This is a genomic window from Nostoc sp. ATCC 53789, from assembly GCF_009873495.1.
In the GTDB taxonomy this organism is placed as follows: Bacteria; Cyanobacteriota; Cyanobacteriia; order Cyanobacteriales; family Nostocaceae; genus Nostoc; species Nostoc muscorum_A.
The window spans coordinates 3,123,233-3,140,239 of record NZ_CP046703.1 but is presented as its reverse complement, the minus strand read 5'-3'; the positions used below and the strand labels follow the sequence as shown (position 1 = coordinate 3,140,239).

11 protein-coding genes are annotated in these 17,007 nt (G+C 43.7%); 7 read left to right on the top strand and 4 right to left on the bottom strand.

Annotated elements, in window-relative coordinates; all coding sequences use genetic code 11:
* Positions 1–35: 35 nt before the first annotated feature.
* The 3 genes from GJB62_RS12870 to GJB62_RS12860 are packed head-to-tail and all read left to right on the top strand — an operon-like array spanning position 36 to position 2,285.
* Complete coding sequence (locus GJB62_RS12870) at positions 36–1,748, top strand: diflavin flavoprotein (RefSeq protein WP_114084491.1); 1,713 nt, start codon at positions 36–38, stop codon at positions 1,746–1,748.
* A 35-nt stretch (positions 1,749–1,783) separates the two neighbouring features.
* The gene (locus tag GJB62_RS12865; protein WP_114084492.1) at positions 1,784–2,062 is read left to right on the top strand and encodes a BrnT family toxin; all 279 of its coding nucleotides are present in this window, start codon (positions 1,784–1,786) and stop codon (positions 2,060–2,062) included.
* Complete coding sequence (locus GJB62_RS12860; protein WP_114084493.1) at positions 2,043–2,285, top strand: hypothetical protein; 243 nt, start codon at positions 2,043–2,045, stop codon at positions 2,283–2,285. The genes GJB62_RS12865 and GJB62_RS12860 overlap by 20 nt, the downstream gene beginning before the upstream one ends.
* Before the next feature lie 196 nt (positions 2,286–2,481).
* Here GJB62_RS12860 and GJB62_RS12855 read toward each other — a convergent pair whose 3' ends face one another.
* Positions 2,482–2,811, bottom strand: coding sequence for an RNA-binding protein (locus GJB62_RS12855; protein WP_012412081.1), 330 nt, complete (start codon positions 2,809–2,811; stop codon positions 2,482–2,484).
* A 260-nt stretch (positions 2,812–3,071) separates the two neighbouring features.
* Positions 3,072–3,614, bottom strand: a complete 543-nt coding sequence (locus GJB62_RS12850; protein WP_114084494.1) for a phycobiliprotein lyase — start codon at positions 3,612–3,614, stop codon at positions 3,072–3,074.
* Positions 3,615–4,341: 727 nt separating this feature from the next.
* On the opposite strand from GJB62_RS12850, the gene GJB62_RS12845 reads away from it, so the two are divergent.
* From GJB62_RS12845 to GJB62_RS12835, 3 genes are all read left to right on the top strand, one after another.
* Entirely contained in the window at positions 4,342–5,907 is a 1,566-nt protein-coding gene (locus GJB62_RS12845; RefSeq protein WP_245246156.1) for an efflux RND transporter periplasmic adaptor subunit, read from the top strand.
* Between the two features lie 54 nt (positions 5,908–5,961).
* Complete coding sequence (locus GJB62_RS12840) at positions 5,962–9,210, top strand: efflux RND transporter permease subunit (RefSeq protein WP_114084495.1); 3,249 nt, start codon at positions 5,962–5,964, stop codon at positions 9,208–9,210.
* 364 nt (positions 9,211–9,574) lie between these two features.
* Positions 9,575–10,234 carry a hypothetical protein gene (locus tag GJB62_RS12835; protein ID WP_114084496.1) on the top strand — a complete coding sequence of 220 codons (660 nt, stop codon included), beginning with the start codon at positions 9,575–9,577 and terminating at the stop codon, positions 10,232–10,234.
* A 97-nt stretch (positions 10,235–10,331) separates the two neighbouring features.
* Here the strand turns inward: GJB62_RS12835 and GJB62_RS12830 are convergent, their stop codons facing one another.
* Both GJB62_RS12830 and GJB62_RS12825 read right to left on the bottom strand, forming a co-directional pair.
* Complete coding sequence (locus tag GJB62_RS12830) at positions 10,332–10,475, bottom strand: hypothetical protein (RefSeq protein ID WP_159402467.1); 144 nt, start codon at positions 10,473–10,475, stop codon at positions 10,332–10,334.
* A 91-nt stretch (positions 10,476–10,566) separates the two neighbouring features.
* Positions 10,567–11,625, bottom strand: coding sequence for a glycosyltransferase family 4 protein (locus GJB62_RS12825; RefSeq protein WP_114084498.1), 1,059 nt, complete (start codon positions 11,623–11,625; stop codon positions 10,567–10,569).
* A gap of 745 nt (positions 11,626–12,370) precedes the next feature.
* Here GJB62_RS12825 and GJB62_RS12820 point away from each other — a divergent pair.
* On the top strand, positions 12,371–16,978 hold the full coding sequence (locus tag GJB62_RS12820; protein ID WP_114084499.1) for a DUF4347 domain-containing protein: 4,608 nt from the start codon (positions 12,371–12,373) through the stop codon (positions 16,976–16,978).
* The last annotated feature ends 29 nt before the right edge of the window (positions 16,979–17,007 follow it).

Sequence of the window (17,007 nt, the reverse complement as noted above, 5' to 3'; positions counted from 1 at the left end):
TCACCAGTACCCAATCACCAATACCCAATAAAGCCATGTCAAAAAATAAACCTCGTGATGTTCAAGTTTATCCAATAGCTACAGATACAAGAATACTGCGATCGCGCAGTTGGTCAAGGCTGAGATTTGAAATTGAATATGCCCTTGCCAAGGGTACAACTGCTAATTCTTATTTAATTGAAAGCGATAAAAATGCCATCATTGACCCTCCGGGGGAAACGTTTACAGAAATTTATTTAGAAGCCTTACAGCAGCGTTTCCATCTCGAAGATTTAGATTATGTAATTTTGGGACACGTTAACCCTAACCGGGCTGCAACTTTAAAAGCTTTGTTAGCAATTGCTCCACAAATCACCTTTGTTTGTTCTAATCCCGGAGCGATAAATTTACGTGCAGCGCTGGAAAATCCAGATTTGCAAATTCTGGTTATGCGGGGTGAAGAAACCCTAGATTTGGGTAACGGGCATAATTTACAATTTATTCCCACCCCGAATCCCCGCTATGCAGATCAACTCTGCACCTACGATCCGCAAACAGAAATTCTCTATACAGATAAGTTATTCGGGGCGCACGTTTGTGGAGATCAGGTATTTGATGAAGGCTGGGAAGTCTATAACGAAGATCGGCGCTATTATTTTGATTGCCTCATGGCTCCCCACGCCCGTCAAGTAGAAACTGCGCTGGAAAAACTAGCCGATTTCCCCGTGAGAATGTATGCCAATGGACACGGGCCTTTAGTACGTTATGGCTTAATCGAACTGACCAAATCTTATCGAGAATGGAGTCAACAGCAAACTTCTGCTGACTTGACAGTGGCGTTAATTTATGCGTCAGCTTATGGAAATACCGCAACTTTAGCCCAAGCGATCGCTCGTGGCATCACCAAAGCTGGGGTCGCTGTAGAATCGATTAACTGCGAATTTACTGAACCAGAAGAAATCCGGGCGGCTGTGGAAAAAGCCGGTGGTTTCATCATGGGTTCTCCAACTCTCGGCGGTCATGCACCCACACCTGTGCAAACAGCTTTAGGAATTGTGCTATCTACCGCGACTAATAATAAACTCGCTGGTGTTTTTGGTTCCTTTGGCTGGAGTGGGGAAGCAGTTGATTTAATTGAAGGTAAATTAAAGGATGCTGGTTATCGGTTTGGTTTTGATACCATCCGCGTGAAATTTAAACCCGACGATGCCACCTTACAATTGTGTGAAGAAGCCGGAACCGACTTTGCCCAAGCACTAAAGAAAGCTAGAAAAGTGCGATCGCCAAGTCAACCTGCAACAACTGTAGAACAAGCAGTTGGTCGTATTGTTGGTTCTCTGTGCGTTTTAACTGCCAAAGAAGGCGATCGCTCTAGTGCCATGTTAGCCTCCTGGGTAGCTCAAGCTAGCTTTAATCCGCCTGGTTTAACCATAGCTGTCGCTAAAGAACGGGCAGTAGAAACACTGACCCATACAGGAAACAAATTTGTCCTCAATATTCTTAAAGAAGGGAATCATTTGGGGTTGATGAAACACTTTCTCAAACCCTTTGGCCCAGGACAAGACCGATTTGCCGATGTCGCCGCCCAAGAAGCTGAAAACGGTTCTCCCATACTTGCAGATGCCTTGGCATATCTGGAATGTTCTGTACAAAACCGGATGGAATCTGGCGACCATTGGCTAGTTTATGCCACTGTCGAGAATGGCAAATTGTTAGATAATGATGGCATCACAGCCGTTCATCATCGCAAGTCGGCAACTCATTATTAATCAAGTTTGCATAGCTAATCGGATACGATCTAGTCATGGAGTTCGAGTGGGATCAATCAAAAGCAGCCACAAATTTGAAGAAGCACGGTGTCAGCTTTGAAGAAGCCAAAACTGTCTTCGGCAATTCTCTGGCAGTGATCTTTGATGATGAAGCGCACTCTATAGATGAGCAGCGAGAAATCATTATTGGTCACTCTCAACAAAATCTCTTGCTGTTGATTTGTTTCACTGAGCGTTCCAATACTATCCGTATCATCAGCGCCCGTCTAGCTACTCGAAAGGAACGTGAAGATTATGAACGAAACACCTTTTGAACAATCGCAAAATTCTGACGACGAGCTTCAGGCTGAGTATCGCTTCGATTATCAAAAAGCAAAGCCTAATCGCTTCGCTGCCCGTAGTGGAACGCAACAATTAACAGTTGTGGTCTTAGATGAAGATGTGGCTCAGGTTTTCACTACACCAGAATCGGTCAATAAAGTGTTAAGGGCGTTGATTGAGTCGATGCCACAAGCTGCAAATGGCGAGACAGCTTGATAACCTGGTTGTATTGGAGAGTTGCAAGCCGTCTTATCAAAGATATAATTACTCCAGCAATAGGTTGGGTTGAAACAAGTGAAACCCAATCCTACGCAAGTTAAGGTTTTTATGACTAACTGAACCGGAATAAAAAAGGCTCAAGCATTTCTGCCTGAGCCTTTTCTAGATTAAACTAAATGGTTTTCGCCTGAGTTTAGTAGCGACCACCGCCACCGCCACGGTTGTAGCCACCGCCACCACCGCCACGATTACCACCGAAAGAACCACCGCCACCTCTGTCTTCTCTGGGCTTGGCCTTATTCACTTTAAGGTCACGACCCATCCATTCAGCACCATCAAGGGATTCAATGGCTTTGGTTTCTTCGTCTTCTGAACTCATTTCCACGAAAGCAAAACCGCGTAAACGGCCTGTTTCACGGTCAGTAGGTAGCTGAACGCGCTTTACAGAACCATATTCTGCAAAAACAGTACTCAGCGCATCTTGTGTAACTTCATAGGAGAGGTTACCAACGTAAATTGACATTAAATGTCTCCAAAATCATAAGTTTGTAGAGATTTAGATTTCGGAGAGAAGTCTGTAATACCAAAAGGGAAAAGCCTGTCAATACTAAAATCAAACACTGTCGCCGAATTAATTCTCATTTCACTTCCAATTTTTACATAGCGACTAACTTTCTGGGGGAAAGTTTGAAAAATTGTTATAAAAAGTTATATTGCAAGTTGATAGCTAGGTGCTAGGTAGTTTCAAAACGGGTGAGACTACAGCCAGCCGCACCCGATAAACTAACTCTCTATTCTATTTTCTAAATATTGACCAATCATCAACTGTTCACCAGCACGAGAGATAATAGTCTGTCTGGTGCGGTATTTACTGCCAATTAGCTTTAACTCTTCTTCAAACACTGAACCGTTGTATTCAGTTCGCAAACACATTGTTTTCGGGTTGGAGAAATAATACTGGGCGGTGACTGGTTTAGATATGGCAAAACCGCGATCGCGATACAAGGTATTTCCCATCACTCCAAATATTGTTGAACCTTGCGATTCTTTCTTTGCCGTCAGCACATCCGTACTTTCCCAGACAACTGCTGCACCACAGATTAAACTCTTTGTATCAGGCAAATCGTGCATCTGAGCTAGGTTTTGCAATTCATCACAGCCCTGCTCTAAAAAATTGATCGTAACTATACTCTCGATCTCCTTAGTTTCTCCCTTCGGTAGGGTGTAGTAGCGTCGTTGCGATCGCCATTTACCTGTTGATTCCTGGAAAAATTCGGAAATCTGGGATTCATCAGTGGTTTGTGCAGTTTTAAACAGAGATGTCACGCCTTACATTCCTCACCTAATACAAATATATTTCTGGTAAAAAAGTTCATTCTTACCTGTTGTTGCTATAGCAATACGGTTCGGATAAGCATTTTTCACTTTCCTTGTAGTCTGGGGAAAGGTTAAGGGGTAAGGGGTAAAGGGTAAAGGATGTATTCAAAACCTTTCCCCTTTCCCCTTTCCCCTTTAACCGAACCGTATTGGTTGCTATGGTACTTGTCGCCCTATTTCTTGCCATATTACGCAAGGGGGGTAAGAAGAAATTGTGTTTTCCACTACATTATAGACACAATTAAGCAATAAATCTTTAACATTCTTAATAAAATAGTAAATACCCGTAATACCTGCTAGTTATAGTAGAATAAATTGAGTAGGTAAAAACAAGGGTAATTATTGTAATACTGCCCAAATTATGATATCCAGCAAAAAAGCTTCATATCTTTGGAAAAAACCAGCTTTCTCCTCTGGGTAGATTCCAGAAAAATGACAAATATTTATACTAAAGTTTATAATTTGTTAACTGCAAGAAGATTATCTACCTCTGCGTAAGAAGTAGAACGGTGAGAAGTTTTGGAATTTTGTGGGAAAACAGTAATTTTTGAATCAAAAATTACTGTCATACAGCTTATGCTTCATTCTCGCCGTTTTTTGTTAATGATATCTCTCAAAATTACTTGGTAAAACACGGCTGTTTAACCCCAAAAGCTCCCCAATAAGAGAAAAACAGATGATTTTGGAAAAAGATAAGCCGCACAAACAGGTGAAAATGAAAGATCCCGTAGTCGCTAACCAACTAATAATTATCCAGTTAGATTCAGTTGTGAAAACTGAGGTGGCGACCGCAGATTTCAAAAGTAGACTTCTTGCAAACAGTACTTGTGCAACAGGTGGCAAAGTGAAAGGGGAAAATTCCTTTTTTTCCTCAACTCCTGTAAGAAGTTTATTAATTTCCTGTTTTGTAGCTATAGGATTGCTGACGGCGAGTTGCGGTTCGTCGCCCAAAGAATCAGCAGATGCACAATCTCAGAGTCCTGGTAATAGGGAACGTAGTCGGGTAACGCCTGTAGATGTGGCGATCGCTAGAACTGACTTGCTCGAAAAACAACCAGAATATACAGGTAATACAACACCCTTCCGCATCGTATCACTGCGATCGCAGGTAGAAGGTCGCTTGTTAGCCTTGAACCTTGATGTGGGCGATAGAGTTAAGCTTGGGCAAAACGTCGGGCAGTTAGATGATGCCATACTTTCGACTGAATTAAAGCAAGCAGAAGCAGAACTAGCAGCCCTGAAATCTGAAGTAGCCAGGGCAAACAATCAGGTAAGCAATGCCCGTGCTGACGTTGAACGGGCACGGCTAGAAGTGGTACAAGCTCAGGCAGATTCAGAACGGCAACAGAGGTTGTTTAAAGCCGGAGCGATCGCTGAACAAACTGCCCAACAAGCACGCACCCAGGCCAAAACAGCAGCCCAGGCACTGCGGGCAGCCCAAGAGCAAGTCCGTACAGAACAGCAAGCCGTCGCTGCCGCCGAAGGTAGAGTTTTGGCCCAACAGGCATTGGTTGCCCAAACCAAAGAACGCAGGTCTTACGCTCGGCTGACATCTCCCATCACTGGCATAGTTACAGAAAAGGTGACAGAACCAGGCAATCTTCTGCAACCAGGTAATGAAGTCGTAAAGATTGGCGATTTTAACCGTGTCAAAGTCGTTGTGCAAGTTTCTGAATTAGAACTAGCACAAATTCAGGTTGGACAGTCTGTACAAGTTCGCTTAGATGCCTTTCCCAAGGAAACATTAATTGGGAGAGTTACGCGGATTTCTCCAGCTGCCGATGCTACGGCTCGCTTAATACCTGTAGAGGTAGTGATTCCCAACGCTCAAGGCAAGATTGGCAGTGGATTACTGGCACGAGTCAACTTTGAAAACCAGACTCAACAGCGTGTAGTCGTACCGCAAACAGCTATTCAGAAACAAGCAGGGAGCAACAACTCTAAGAATACAGGTAAGTCTCCCCAGTCCAACGCAGCTAATACTGCCGGGGCAGAAAATCCTGCTGGGACGCTATTTGTGGTCAAAGAAACAGATGGCACGAAAGTGGCAGCGCGTGCTGTGACATTAGGAAAAAGAGCCGATGGCAAAGTGGAAATTTTATCTGGCTTGCGATCGGGAGAACGCTATGTTGTTCGCAGTGGTCAACCCTTAAAAGATGGAGACGCTGTACGTTTATCGATTATTTCTGAAACAGCAGAGGTAGCCCCTACGGGGAATTCAAAATTAAAAATTCAAAATTAAAAATGACGTTTTGAGTTTTTATTTTGTATTTGTAATTGGAGTCAGACCACAGTCATGCAGCAAGTAAAAAACGGTGGCGGATTTAGTATCAGTGCCATATCAATCCGCCAACACATCGGGACACTGATGCTGACGCTGGCAGTAATAGTGATGGGTGTCTTTTTTGTCGTCAAGTTGCCAGTAGATTTACTACCATCAATTACCTATCCTCGGATTGGTGTGCGAATACAAGCGCCTGGAATATCCCCAGAGGTAGCAGTTGATGAAGTCACAAGACCACTAGAAGAAGCCTTTAGTGCTACTGAGGGCGTGATTCAAATTTTTTCCCAAACTCGTGAGGGACAGATAAATTTGGATCTGTATTTTCAGCCAGGTGGCAATATTGACCAAGCTTTAAACGATGCTACGGCTGCTTTTAACAGAGCTAGAAGCACATTACCAGAAAGCATCGAAGAACCACGCTTATTTAAAGTCGATCCTTCCCAGTTACCCGTTTACGAATTGGCATTAACTTCACCCTCCCTCGAAGGCGTGGATTTGCGCGTTTTTGCTGAAGAAGAATTAGCCCGCGAACTGAGTGTTGTACCCGGAGTTGCAGGGGTAGACATATCGGGCGGAGTTCTAGAAGAAGTTAGGGTCAATATAGATTTAGATCGGTTGCAAGCTTTGGGTGTAGGTTTGACCGATATCCTAGATGAACTCAGAGATCGCAACCTAGATATCTCTGGCGGTCGGCTTTTAGGGCAGAATGCTGAACCATTAACCCGTACCGTCGGACGGTTCCAAAATGCTAATGAAATCAGCAATCTTTCTTTTGAAGTCTCTTCCCCCACTTCCTCCACTACCTCATCTCTCCCGGCTTCCACTACTCCCAAGCGCCGCGTCTATTTGCGCGACTTTGCCGAAGTCATTGATGGCTCAGAACAGCAAAGGGTGTACGTCTTACTCAACGGGCAACAAGCTGTAAAAGTCAGCATCCAAAAGCAGCCAGATGCTAATACCATCAACGTTGTCGAGGGTGTGAAAAAACGCTTAGAAGAACTTCGGAAGTCCGGTCTAATTCCTGAAGGGACGGTTCTGACACCAACCTTGGATGAGTCGCGGTTTATTCGCAACTCCATCTCGAATGTTACTAGTTCTGGATTGATTGGTACTGCACTAGCAGCGATCGCAGTTCTTCTATTTCTTGGTTCTCTGCGGCAAACTTTCATCATCGTCCTCGCCATCCCCCTAGCAAGTCTAGCTGCCATCATCTTAATGGGGCTATTTGGTTTATCTCTCAACGTTTTTAGTTTGGGTGGTCTAGCGCTAGGTGTAGGTATTGTGGTCGATAACTCCATCGTCATGTTGGAGAATATTGCCGAGGGTGCTGGGATGACTCCCGGTAAGGATAATAAAAGCCGCTTGAATTCCCAGCAACTAATTTCTCAAGCAGAAAAAAGTAGCCAAGAAGTAGAATCAGCTTTGGTTGCTTCCACTAGTACGAACTTGGTGGCAGTTTTGCCATTTTTGCTCATTGGTGGTTTTATTGCACTACTATTCAATGAGTTAATTCTTACCATCACCTTTTCCGTAGCGGCTTCAATTTTAATTGCCGTAACTGTTGTACCGATGTTCGCCTCTCGGATGTTGGCATGGAAGTTTTCTAGCGGGTTGAGCAATTTTTGGCTGTTGCGGGAGTTTAATAACCGTTTCGATGCTTCTACGAGGGTATATAGCAGTTTTTTAACTGGAATATTACGCTGGCGGTTGGTTACAGTAGCGATCGTTATTATCCTTTTCGGCGGCGGTAGTTTGTGGATGGCTCCCCAAATTCCCCAAGAAATTCTCCCTCGCATCAACACCGGACAAGCTAACTTAAATGCTCAGTTTCCTCCCGGTACACCTTTAGAAACCAACCAAAAAGTAATGGTTGCGGTAGATGAGATTATCCACAAACAGCCAGAAACGGAATATGTTTTCTCTACAATTGGTGGCTCTCTCTTTGGCAACACTACCAATGCTAATGCCCTACGAGCTTCCAGCAATATTACCCTGAAAACGGGTACTAACGTGCAAGCTTATGTAGAACGAGTTACCCAAGAGTTGAACAAGTTAAATTTAGCAGGAATTCGTCTGCGCCTTACCCCCGGTCAAGTGCGGGGTTTGATTCTCAGCAATTCTCCTGTCCGTGGTGCTGATGTTGACGTAATAATTCAGGGAAATGACGTAAATAATTTAGAAGAAGCTGGCCGTCAGGTACTAACAGCTTTAGAAGAACAAGCCACCTTAGCGAGATTTCGTCCCGATGCAGACGATCGCCAACCAGAAATACAGATTCTTCCTGACTGGGAAAGGGTTTCAGCTTTAGGGCTAACTGCTACACAAATAGGGCAGACAATTCAAACTGCGATCGAAGGCAGTGTTCCAACTCAGTTGCAACGCGGCAACCGTTTAGTTGATGTCCGAGTAAAGTTGAATGAAGCATCAGTGCAAGTACCTTCTCAATTAGAAAGGTTGCCTTTATTTGTGGATAACAATCGCCAAGTCCGCTTGAGCGATGTTGCCAAAATTGCCGAAGCTCAAGCGCCTGGAGAAGTTCAGCGAATTAACCAGCGTCAGGTTTTATTAATTGCTGGCAACTTAACCGAGGGAGCTAGCCTCAGTAGTGCCCTAGAACAGGTGAGTACGGTACTAAATAGTATCGATTTACCTGAAGGAATTACCATATTACCCAGTGCAGCCTCTGAATCTAATCAGCAGCTGCAAAGTTCATTGCAACTTCTAGGTGGATTAGCTGCCTTTCTAGTCTTTGTAGTGATGGCGGTGCAATACAATTCTCTGATTGACCCGCTAGTAATTATGTTTACAATTCCCTTGGCATTAGCTGGGGGAATTTTCGGGCTTTACATTACCAAAACTGCAATTGGGGCGACAGTGATTGTCGGTGCAGTTTTGCTGGTGGGTATTGTGGTCAATAACGCCATCATTATGGTGGAATTGGCCAATCAAATTCTAGAACGGGAAAAAGTTGACCGGAAAACTGCCATTTTGAAAGCTGCACCTCAACGCCTAAGACCGATATTAATGACAACTATTACCACTGTTTTAGGTATGTTTCCCCTAGCGTTAGGAATCGGGGAAGGTTCAGAATTTCTGCAACCATTAGGTGTAGTAGTGTTTTCGGGTTTATCTTTGGCAACAGTGCTGACACTGTTTATCATTCCCTGCTTTTATACTCTGTTACACGATTTGATGGGTGGAAATTGGGCGAAGCCAGTGTTAAGCAGGTTGCATGGATTTACCAAAAAACTTATAAGCTAATGAGCATATAAGTTATATAAAACTAAGTATTTCGGTAGTGGCGTACATCTGTACGCCATTACTATTTATTGTGTTGCAAAGATTTTTGTATTTAAAATCCACACATTGATTGTCTAATTTGTCAATTAATAAGTTCTAATTTAGATTTTTGATAAAGATTGCGTGAAATTACTAGTTATTGTGATAAAGCATTACAAGAATTGCTTTATAAATCAACATACGAGTATGTGTAAACTCACTGAGCAGACACACATTAACCGCTATTTATCTAGCAAATAGATAGCAGTTAAAAAGTGAGGTTTTGCTGTTTGATTTAACTCACGCAATATAGCATTCTCTCAATCAATATGAAGAGGACAGAAATATGACTACAAGCGTAACCAAAATAGCCTTGTCTCTTCTAGGAGCAGCAGGAATTAGTTTTTTATCTTTGACACCAGCGAGAGCCGTTATCTTGGTAGAACCCATTGTAACGAGTGTGAATGAAGATATATTCAACACGAAAAAGCCAAGAATCCTTACAGATTTTCAACCAGGACAAGTAATAGAATATGGTGTGCCAGATGTAGCTAATAACTTTCTAAATAACACTGGATACGATATAGAAAGCTTGGTTTTTGAATTAAAAACGCCGTTCTATACTAATCCCGATTCGACTCCAGCATTTGATAATGAGCCTGTAGAGTGGGGAGATGTAAATGGAGATGGAAAGATTGGTTTATCTAATAACCCCGATCTAAAGGATATTTTTACAGACATTACCATCAGTGGTAGCACTATTACTTTTAGTGGTGGTGTAATCCGAAACGGAAGCATTTTTTACAATCCCTTCGCTACACTACCAAATCTAGCACCCGGTGCTGGAATCATTCCAGCAATAGCAGCAGATCAAACAGATAAAGATGGGCCTATTAGAGTCGCATCTTATTACACAGCCATTCCTGAATCAACTAACGTTTTGGGTGTAGTGGCCCTTGGTGCTTTAGGTGTAGCTTTAAAATTAAAGCGATCGCTACACTATTAACACTTTCTATCATCCTTTGTGACTGGGAGGCAGGGGAGCAAGGGGATAGGGGAGCAGGGGACAAGGGGACAAGGGGATAAGAGGGAATGGCACTAAGTTAATCGCAAAGCCCTGATATAACTTGCTTTTTGAGTGTGGGGAGTGTGGGGAGTGTGGGGGTAAGACTTCTTCCCCGTCCTCCCACACCTCCCACACCTCCCACACCCTGCCCTGACCAGATTTCAGCTTTTCTTAGTGCCATTCGGGACAAGAGGTGAGAACTTGAAACAAGTCTTTCCCCTTGTCCCCAATTCTCCTTGTCCCCAAGTCCTCTTCCCAATTCCCAATTCACTTTAATCTGTAATTAACTCACGATATACTGCCAGTGTTTCCTGATGAACGCGGGCAACACTTAACCACTGTAGGTTTTGATTTGCCCGATTCTTCCACTCATGGAGCATATCGGCATTACTCAGTAATTGCACTAAAACCCCAGCCAAAGCATTACTATCTTTTGCTGGCACTAAAAGACCTGCTTGCCCATTATCCAAAGCTTCAGGAATCCCATCTACTTGAGTGCCAACGATCGCAGTTCCAGCTTCCCTAGCTTCCGAAAGTACTAGAGGGCAAGGATCGCGATGAGAAGCCAACACAAATATGTCACAAGATATCAGGTAGCGTTGAGGTTGCGGCTGGAAGCCTTCAAAATGAATCCGTTCTTTTACAGAAGTTGCTTGTGCTTGTGCCTCAAATAGCTGTTTATCAGGGCCATTTCCTACCAAATAAAGATGCGCTTGGGGAAAATCTGGGGCAATTTGTTCAAAGGCAGCGATTAACTCAGCGATACCTTTGCGTTGATACATTCCTGCTACAGTAGCGATCGCTGGACGTTGTAACCCTAAAGGTTGATAATCTTGGATTTGCCGGGTGCGGGGGCTGCCCAAAGTTCCATTGCATACTACCCGCAACTTGTTTTCTGGGATACCGCGTTTTGCCATAGAATCTCGCACCGCCTTGCTGACAGCAATTACTCTATCAGCTAAACCCATCAGCAGACTGGAACGCTGAAATTCATTGTGGACAGTGGAAACTAAAGTATATTTATTTCCTTGAAAAATACGTGCTAAAATTACCCCCGTCATCATGTGAGCATGAACGATATCCGGCTGAAATTCTGCTGCGATCGCCCGGTAACGCACAGCTGCTTTGATAATACTGTTCGGTTTTCTAGTTTGGTCTAGTTGGTAGTGTTTGACACCACAGTTATTTAATAATTTCTCATATTCACCACCAGCAGAAATAACCGCTACCTCATAACCAGATTTTGCCTGTAAACAAGCCAGATCCACAGCCACATTCACAATACCGTTACCTATTTCTTGAACGTGGTTCAAAATATGTATAATTCGCATAATCTTTGAGATATGTATAAAATTAAGATAAGTAACTGGGAGTAAATCAATATAATCATTGATGTCTTCAGCGATGACTCAAGAGTAATTAGTAGGGCATAAAATTTACCACTTGCTACTGAATAAGAACGCTTCAAACGAGTTACTTAGCTTAAAGACTTATTCAGTAACAGCTCGATAAATCTGGGTAAAACTCCAAAATTCTCAAGACTGAATCTGCTATTTCAGTCCCTATAGTCTTATTTTCGATTTCTCCGATAGCGACGACAGCTATACATACTATGTTTTGAAGGGACTCAGCACGAATAGTAAGTTGTCCCACATTGAACTTGAACTTCCATCATGAGGGTGCTGATGTTGCCCACCCGACAAGAGTTATGTTTAGTTTGGTTTAGATGTTTTCTAGCTTAGGGAATTCCAAGAAATAAATTATCCAAATAAACGTAGACGCAAAAGGCTACCACAGAGACACAGAGAACACAGAGATAGGAGAAATAGAGATGGTTTTTTCGTCAGTTTTGGGACATTTTTTTATTTGGAAGTCCCTTAGTGACTTTAGCAATTTAGTAAAACTATATACTTGCATCGCTTTACAAAAGCAGCAACTTGCGTGACGATAAGAAAGAAATTAATAGTAAAAATAATTCCCTATTACTGTTATTAATTGTGTGAAAACTCGTCATGACAAGGCTTCAGTCAGTTTGAGTTGACCTCAAAACCTTAAACCTTAGCTTGAAGTAAAAAAATGGCAACGCTACATACCCCAGACTTCCAAGTAAATTCCTTAATTCCCACACATTACACACGCAACCTGGTCTTTATCGACATGGCTGTGGAAGACTATCACAGCTTAGTCAAAGGTGTTATTTCCAACACTGATGTGTTCGTAATCGATCCAACACAGAACGGTGTTGAGCAAATTACGGAGGTTTTGGCAACTCGTGCCAACCAGAATCTTAGCAGCATTCATATTGTTTGCCACGGTCTTCCTGGTAGCTTGCAACTAGGTAACACCCGCTTGGGAGTTGATACCCTTGATGAATATACTCAGCAACTACAACAGTGGCAGAAGATATTTACCGCCTCATCAAAAACCGTTGGGTTATCGGTTGAATCTGCTACAGAATCTCCAGCTAAATTACTCATCTATGGTTGTAACGTAGCTGACGGTGATGCAGGGGCAGAATTTATTGCCAAACTGCGCCACCTTACAGGAGCGAATATTGCCGCTTCCCGTCAGCTTACAGGCAATGCAGCACTGGGCGGCAATTGGGATCTGGAAGTCCGCACCGGTGATATGGAAGTAACTTTAGCGTTTGCAGAAACGGCGCGGAAAGCTTATACAGGAATCCTGGCAACCTTTACAGTAAATAGTACCGGGGATGTAGATGATGGGAATCCGAATAATCATGTCACTACCTTACGGGAGGCTATTAACTTAGCTAATGCTACTGCTGGGGATGATACGATCGCCTTTGGGAAAATCTTTACTGATGCTACCCCAGATGTAATAACCCTCACCTCTGGAAAACTGACCATTACCGATGATGTTACTATCCTGGGAACTGGCGCATCCAAACTTACTGTGAGTGGGAATAATGCCTCCAGAGTATTCGAGATATCGGGAACAGCGACAGGTGTTAATATTGACGGTTTGGCGATCGCTAGCGGCGGTATTCAAGTCAATTCAAATTCCATCCTCAGCCTGACAAGAAGCAGTGTTTCTGGCAATACAGAGGAAAGCGGCATCTCCAATAACGGCATCCTCAGTCTGACGGGAAGTAGTGTTTCTGGTAATACCAAAGGCGGAATCTATAACGGTGGCATCCTCAGCCTTAGAGGAAGTCGTGTCTTTAGCAATACGGGTGACTTCGGTGGTGGTATCTATAATGACGGTTCCAACGCAAACACTGGTAATCTTACCCTAACGGCAAGTACTGTCTCTGGCAATACGGCAAACTATGGCGGCGGCATCTACAATCAAGGCGGTACTCTCAACCTAACGGCAAGTACTGTCTCTGGCAATAAGGCAAACTATAACGGTGGCGGTGTCGTTAACGCAGATGATGGTACTTATTTTGGTGGTTCAGCTACTCTAACTAACAGCACCATCTCAGGCAATACAGCCAATGACGAAGGCGGTGGTATATATAATAGCGGCAGCTACACAAATAACGACAATCTCACTCTGATCAATACCACAATTACTAACAACACAGCCGACTCAGATAGCAATGATGTTGGTAATGGTGGGGGTGTTGCTAGCTATGGTAGCCCCATGAAAGTTAGTAACACCATCATTGCAGACAACTTTGACAAGTCCCTTGCCGATGATATACAACCTGACGTGTCCGGTAGCGTCACTGACTTTGGCAATAACTTGATTGGCGATGCCACTGGTAGTATTGGCTTTACCACCAGCACTCTCGTTGGCACAACCGCCAACCCCATTGACCCAAAACTCAGTTCGCTGCAAAATAACGGTGGTGCAACCTTTACTCACGCCTTACTTGCAGATAGCCCTGCTCTTAATGCTGGCAATAATTCTCTAGTTCCTCCTGGTGTAACTACCGATCAAAGAAGCGCTGGATTTGACAGGATATCTGGTCTTGCAGTTGATATTGGTGCTTATGAAGTCCAGCCTAGTATAATTACGCCACCTAATAATCCCAATCCCCTTGTCCCCACCATCAGCATCATCGCCACTGATAACACTGCTGATGAAAACAGTGGGAATAGTGGTAGTTACCGCGTTAGCCGCAGCAACAGCAATGGAGCATTAACAGTCAACTTCTCTGCCAATGGCAATGCGAGTATTGCAGACTACAACCTAAGCGTGGGTGGCAAACCTGTCATCGGCAACAGTATCGTGATTGCTAATGGGCAAAGCTATGTAGATATCACTTTGACACCTGTCAACGATATTCAGGCAGAAGCGGCGGAAAATCTGACTCTCAACTTGGCAGCAGATTCGGCTTACCAAATCGATAATGTGAATTATACCGCCACAGTAGCGATCGCAGCCAATGATTTAGTCGTGACTAATACCAACGATTCTGGAGATGGGTCGTTGCGGCAAGCTATCCTCAATGCTAATGCTACTGCTGGGGCAGATATTATTACCTTTGCAGGAGTTTTTGGTGATAAAACTCCAGATATTATCACCCTCACCACCGATAAACTCACAATCACCAATGATATTACCCTTTTGGGGACTGGGGCAGCAAACCTTACCTTGAGTGGAAATAATGCCTCTGGCGTGTTTGAGATATCAGGAACAGGCACAGATGCTAACATTAATGGCTTGAAGATTGCTAATGCTAACGATGCGTTTGGCAGTATTTTGGTTAATAACAATACTAGCCTTAACTTGACGGCAAGCATCGTCTCTGGCAATAAGGGAGCAGTAGGCGGCATATTTAACAAAGGTACTCTCAGCCTCACTAACAGCACTGTCTCTAATAACAGTGGCTCATCCTTCGGTGGAGGCATATTTAACAAAGGCAACCTCAGCCTCACTAACAGCATTGTCTCTGGTAATGGTGCATCTATCAGTTACTCCTCTGCCTTCGGTGGTGGCATATTCAACACAGGTACTCTCAGCATAATAGGAAGCACTATCTCTGGTAATGGGGCTTCCGCCAGTGGTCTGAATCGTTATGGGCCTGACCCTTACCCGTCCTACGGTGGCGGCATCTATAACTCTGGCAGTGTCAGCTTGAGTAATAGTACTATCTCTGGTAATTCAGCACTTTCTGGAGGTGGCATATCTAACTCAGGTATCTTGAACATCACCAGCAGTACTGTCTCTGGCAATAAGGCAAGTGGAGGGAACGGCGGCGGCATCTCTAGCTCAGGTATCCTCAATCTGAACAGCACCACGATTACTAATAACACCGCAGAAGACCTTTACAACTGGGGAGGCGGCACTGGTGGAGGTGTTTCTGGTGGCGGGACTATCAACGTTGGGAACACCATTATTGCAGGCAACTTCAACAACAGAAATCTTTATGGCGGTGATATCAACCCCGACGTTTCCGGCGACTTCATCGATGACGGTAATAACCTGATTGGAGATAACACTGGTAGCACTGGTTTTACTAGCAGTAGCAGTATCGTTGGCAACAGCACCAACCCAATCGATCCCAAACTTAGCCCATTGCAAAATAACGGTGGTACAACCCTTACCCATGCCTTATTTGAAGATAGTCCCGCCATTAACGCTGGTAACAATGCTCTGATTCCAGTAGGTATTATAACAGACCAGCGCGGCATCGAATTTGACAGAACATCTGAGGGTAAAGTTGATATTGGTGCATTAGAGTTCAACGGTTTGATTGGAACTAGTGGCGCTGATAATCTAGTGGGCAACAACTACGCTGACATAATTTATGCTAAAGCTGGGAACGACATTATTGCAGGTAATCAAGGCAACGATATTTTAACTGGTGGCGGTGGCAAGGATAAATTTGTTTACAACTTAGGTGACGGTGTTGATACCATTACCGACTTCGGTGGGTTAGGTAAAGGCTCAAATCCGTCAGCAGCAATCATTGGCCAATTGGATACCCTGAAATTTCAAGGGGCTGGATTGACTGCTCGAAATATGCTACTTACCCAGAATAGTAACAATCTGGAAATCACCTTTGAAGGAGTGGATGATGACAAAGTTATTCTGCAAAACTTTCCCCTAGAAAACTTAGACAATCTCTCCAGTATTGGCAATATCCTGTTTGATGGGCAAACCAAAATTCGTGACAGCTTTGATGTCTTTAATGCCAACTCTACCCAAAGCACCATCTTCAACAAAAATACAGTCACCTTTCTTAATGACCTAAACAACAATGTCAATGGCTTTGACAACTCAGCTGATGTTATTAATGGTCAAGGGGGAAATGACCGCATTGATGGCAAGAGTGGCAACGACCTACTACGGGGTGGTGAAGGTAACGACACCCTGCTTGGTAGTCTAGGTAATGATAGCCTTCTCGGTGGTGCTGGAAATGATAGCCTTCTTGGTGGTGCTGGCAATGATATTCTTATTGGTGGTTCAGGTAGCGATACCTTGACTGGCGGGAGCGGTTATGACCAGTTCATCTACCAAAGTTTGAGCGATTCTGATGATACAATCACTGACTTTGATCTGAGCCAGGATAAGTTAGTCTTCACTGACCTGTTTAAGAGTCGGGGCTACAGTACCAGCAACCCCATCTTAGATGGCAATCTACAATTTGTGCAATCGGGTACTTCTACACTAGTTCAAGTCCTTGGTTATTATTCTTTTTACACCTTCGCAACTTTAGATAATTTCACAGCGACAAATCTAGTAGTTGGTGGTAATGTTTTTGTCTAGCACTCAGATTTAGCATAGTATGGCGGGAA

Bases quoted from the DNA above. Each gene is read 5' to 3' on its own strand.
- GJB62_RS12870 (WP_114084491.1), top strand. From the start codon at position 36: ATGTCAAAAAATAAACCTCGTGATGTTCAAGTTTATCCAATAGCTACA.
- GJB62_RS12865 (WP_114084492.1), top strand. From the start codon at position 1,784: ATGGAGTTCGAGTGGGATCAATCAAAAGCAGCCACAAATTTGAAGAAG.
- GJB62_RS12860 (WP_114084493.1), top strand. From the start codon at position 2,043: ATGAACGAAACACCTTTTGAACAATCGCAAAATTCTGACGACGAGCTT.
- GJB62_RS12855 (WP_012412081.1), bottom strand. From the start codon at position 2,811: ATGTCAATTTACGTTGGTAACCTCTCCTATGAAGTTACACAAGATGCG.
- GJB62_RS12845 (WP_245246156.1), top strand. From the start codon at position 4,342: ATGATTTTGGAAAAAGATAAGCCGCACAAACAGGTGAAAATGAAAGAT.
- GJB62_RS12840 (WP_114084495.1), top strand. From the start codon at position 5,962: ATGCAGCAAGTAAAAAACGGTGGCGGATTTAGTATCAGTGCCATATCA.
- GJB62_RS12835 (WP_114084496.1), top strand. From the start codon at position 9,575: ATGACTACAAGCGTAACCAAAATAGCCTTGTCTCTTCTAGGAGCAGCA.
- GJB62_RS12830 (WP_159402467.1), bottom strand. From the start codon at position 10,475: ATGGCACTAAGAAAAGCTGAAATCTGGTCAGGGCAGGGTGTGGGAGGT.
- GJB62_RS12825 (WP_114084498.1), bottom strand. From the start codon at position 11,625: ATGCGAATTATACATATTTTGAACCACGTTCAAGAAATAGGTAACGGT.
- GJB62_RS12820 (WP_114084499.1), top strand. From the start codon at position 12,371: ATGGCAACGCTACATACCCCAGACTTCCAAGTAAATTCCTTAATTCCC.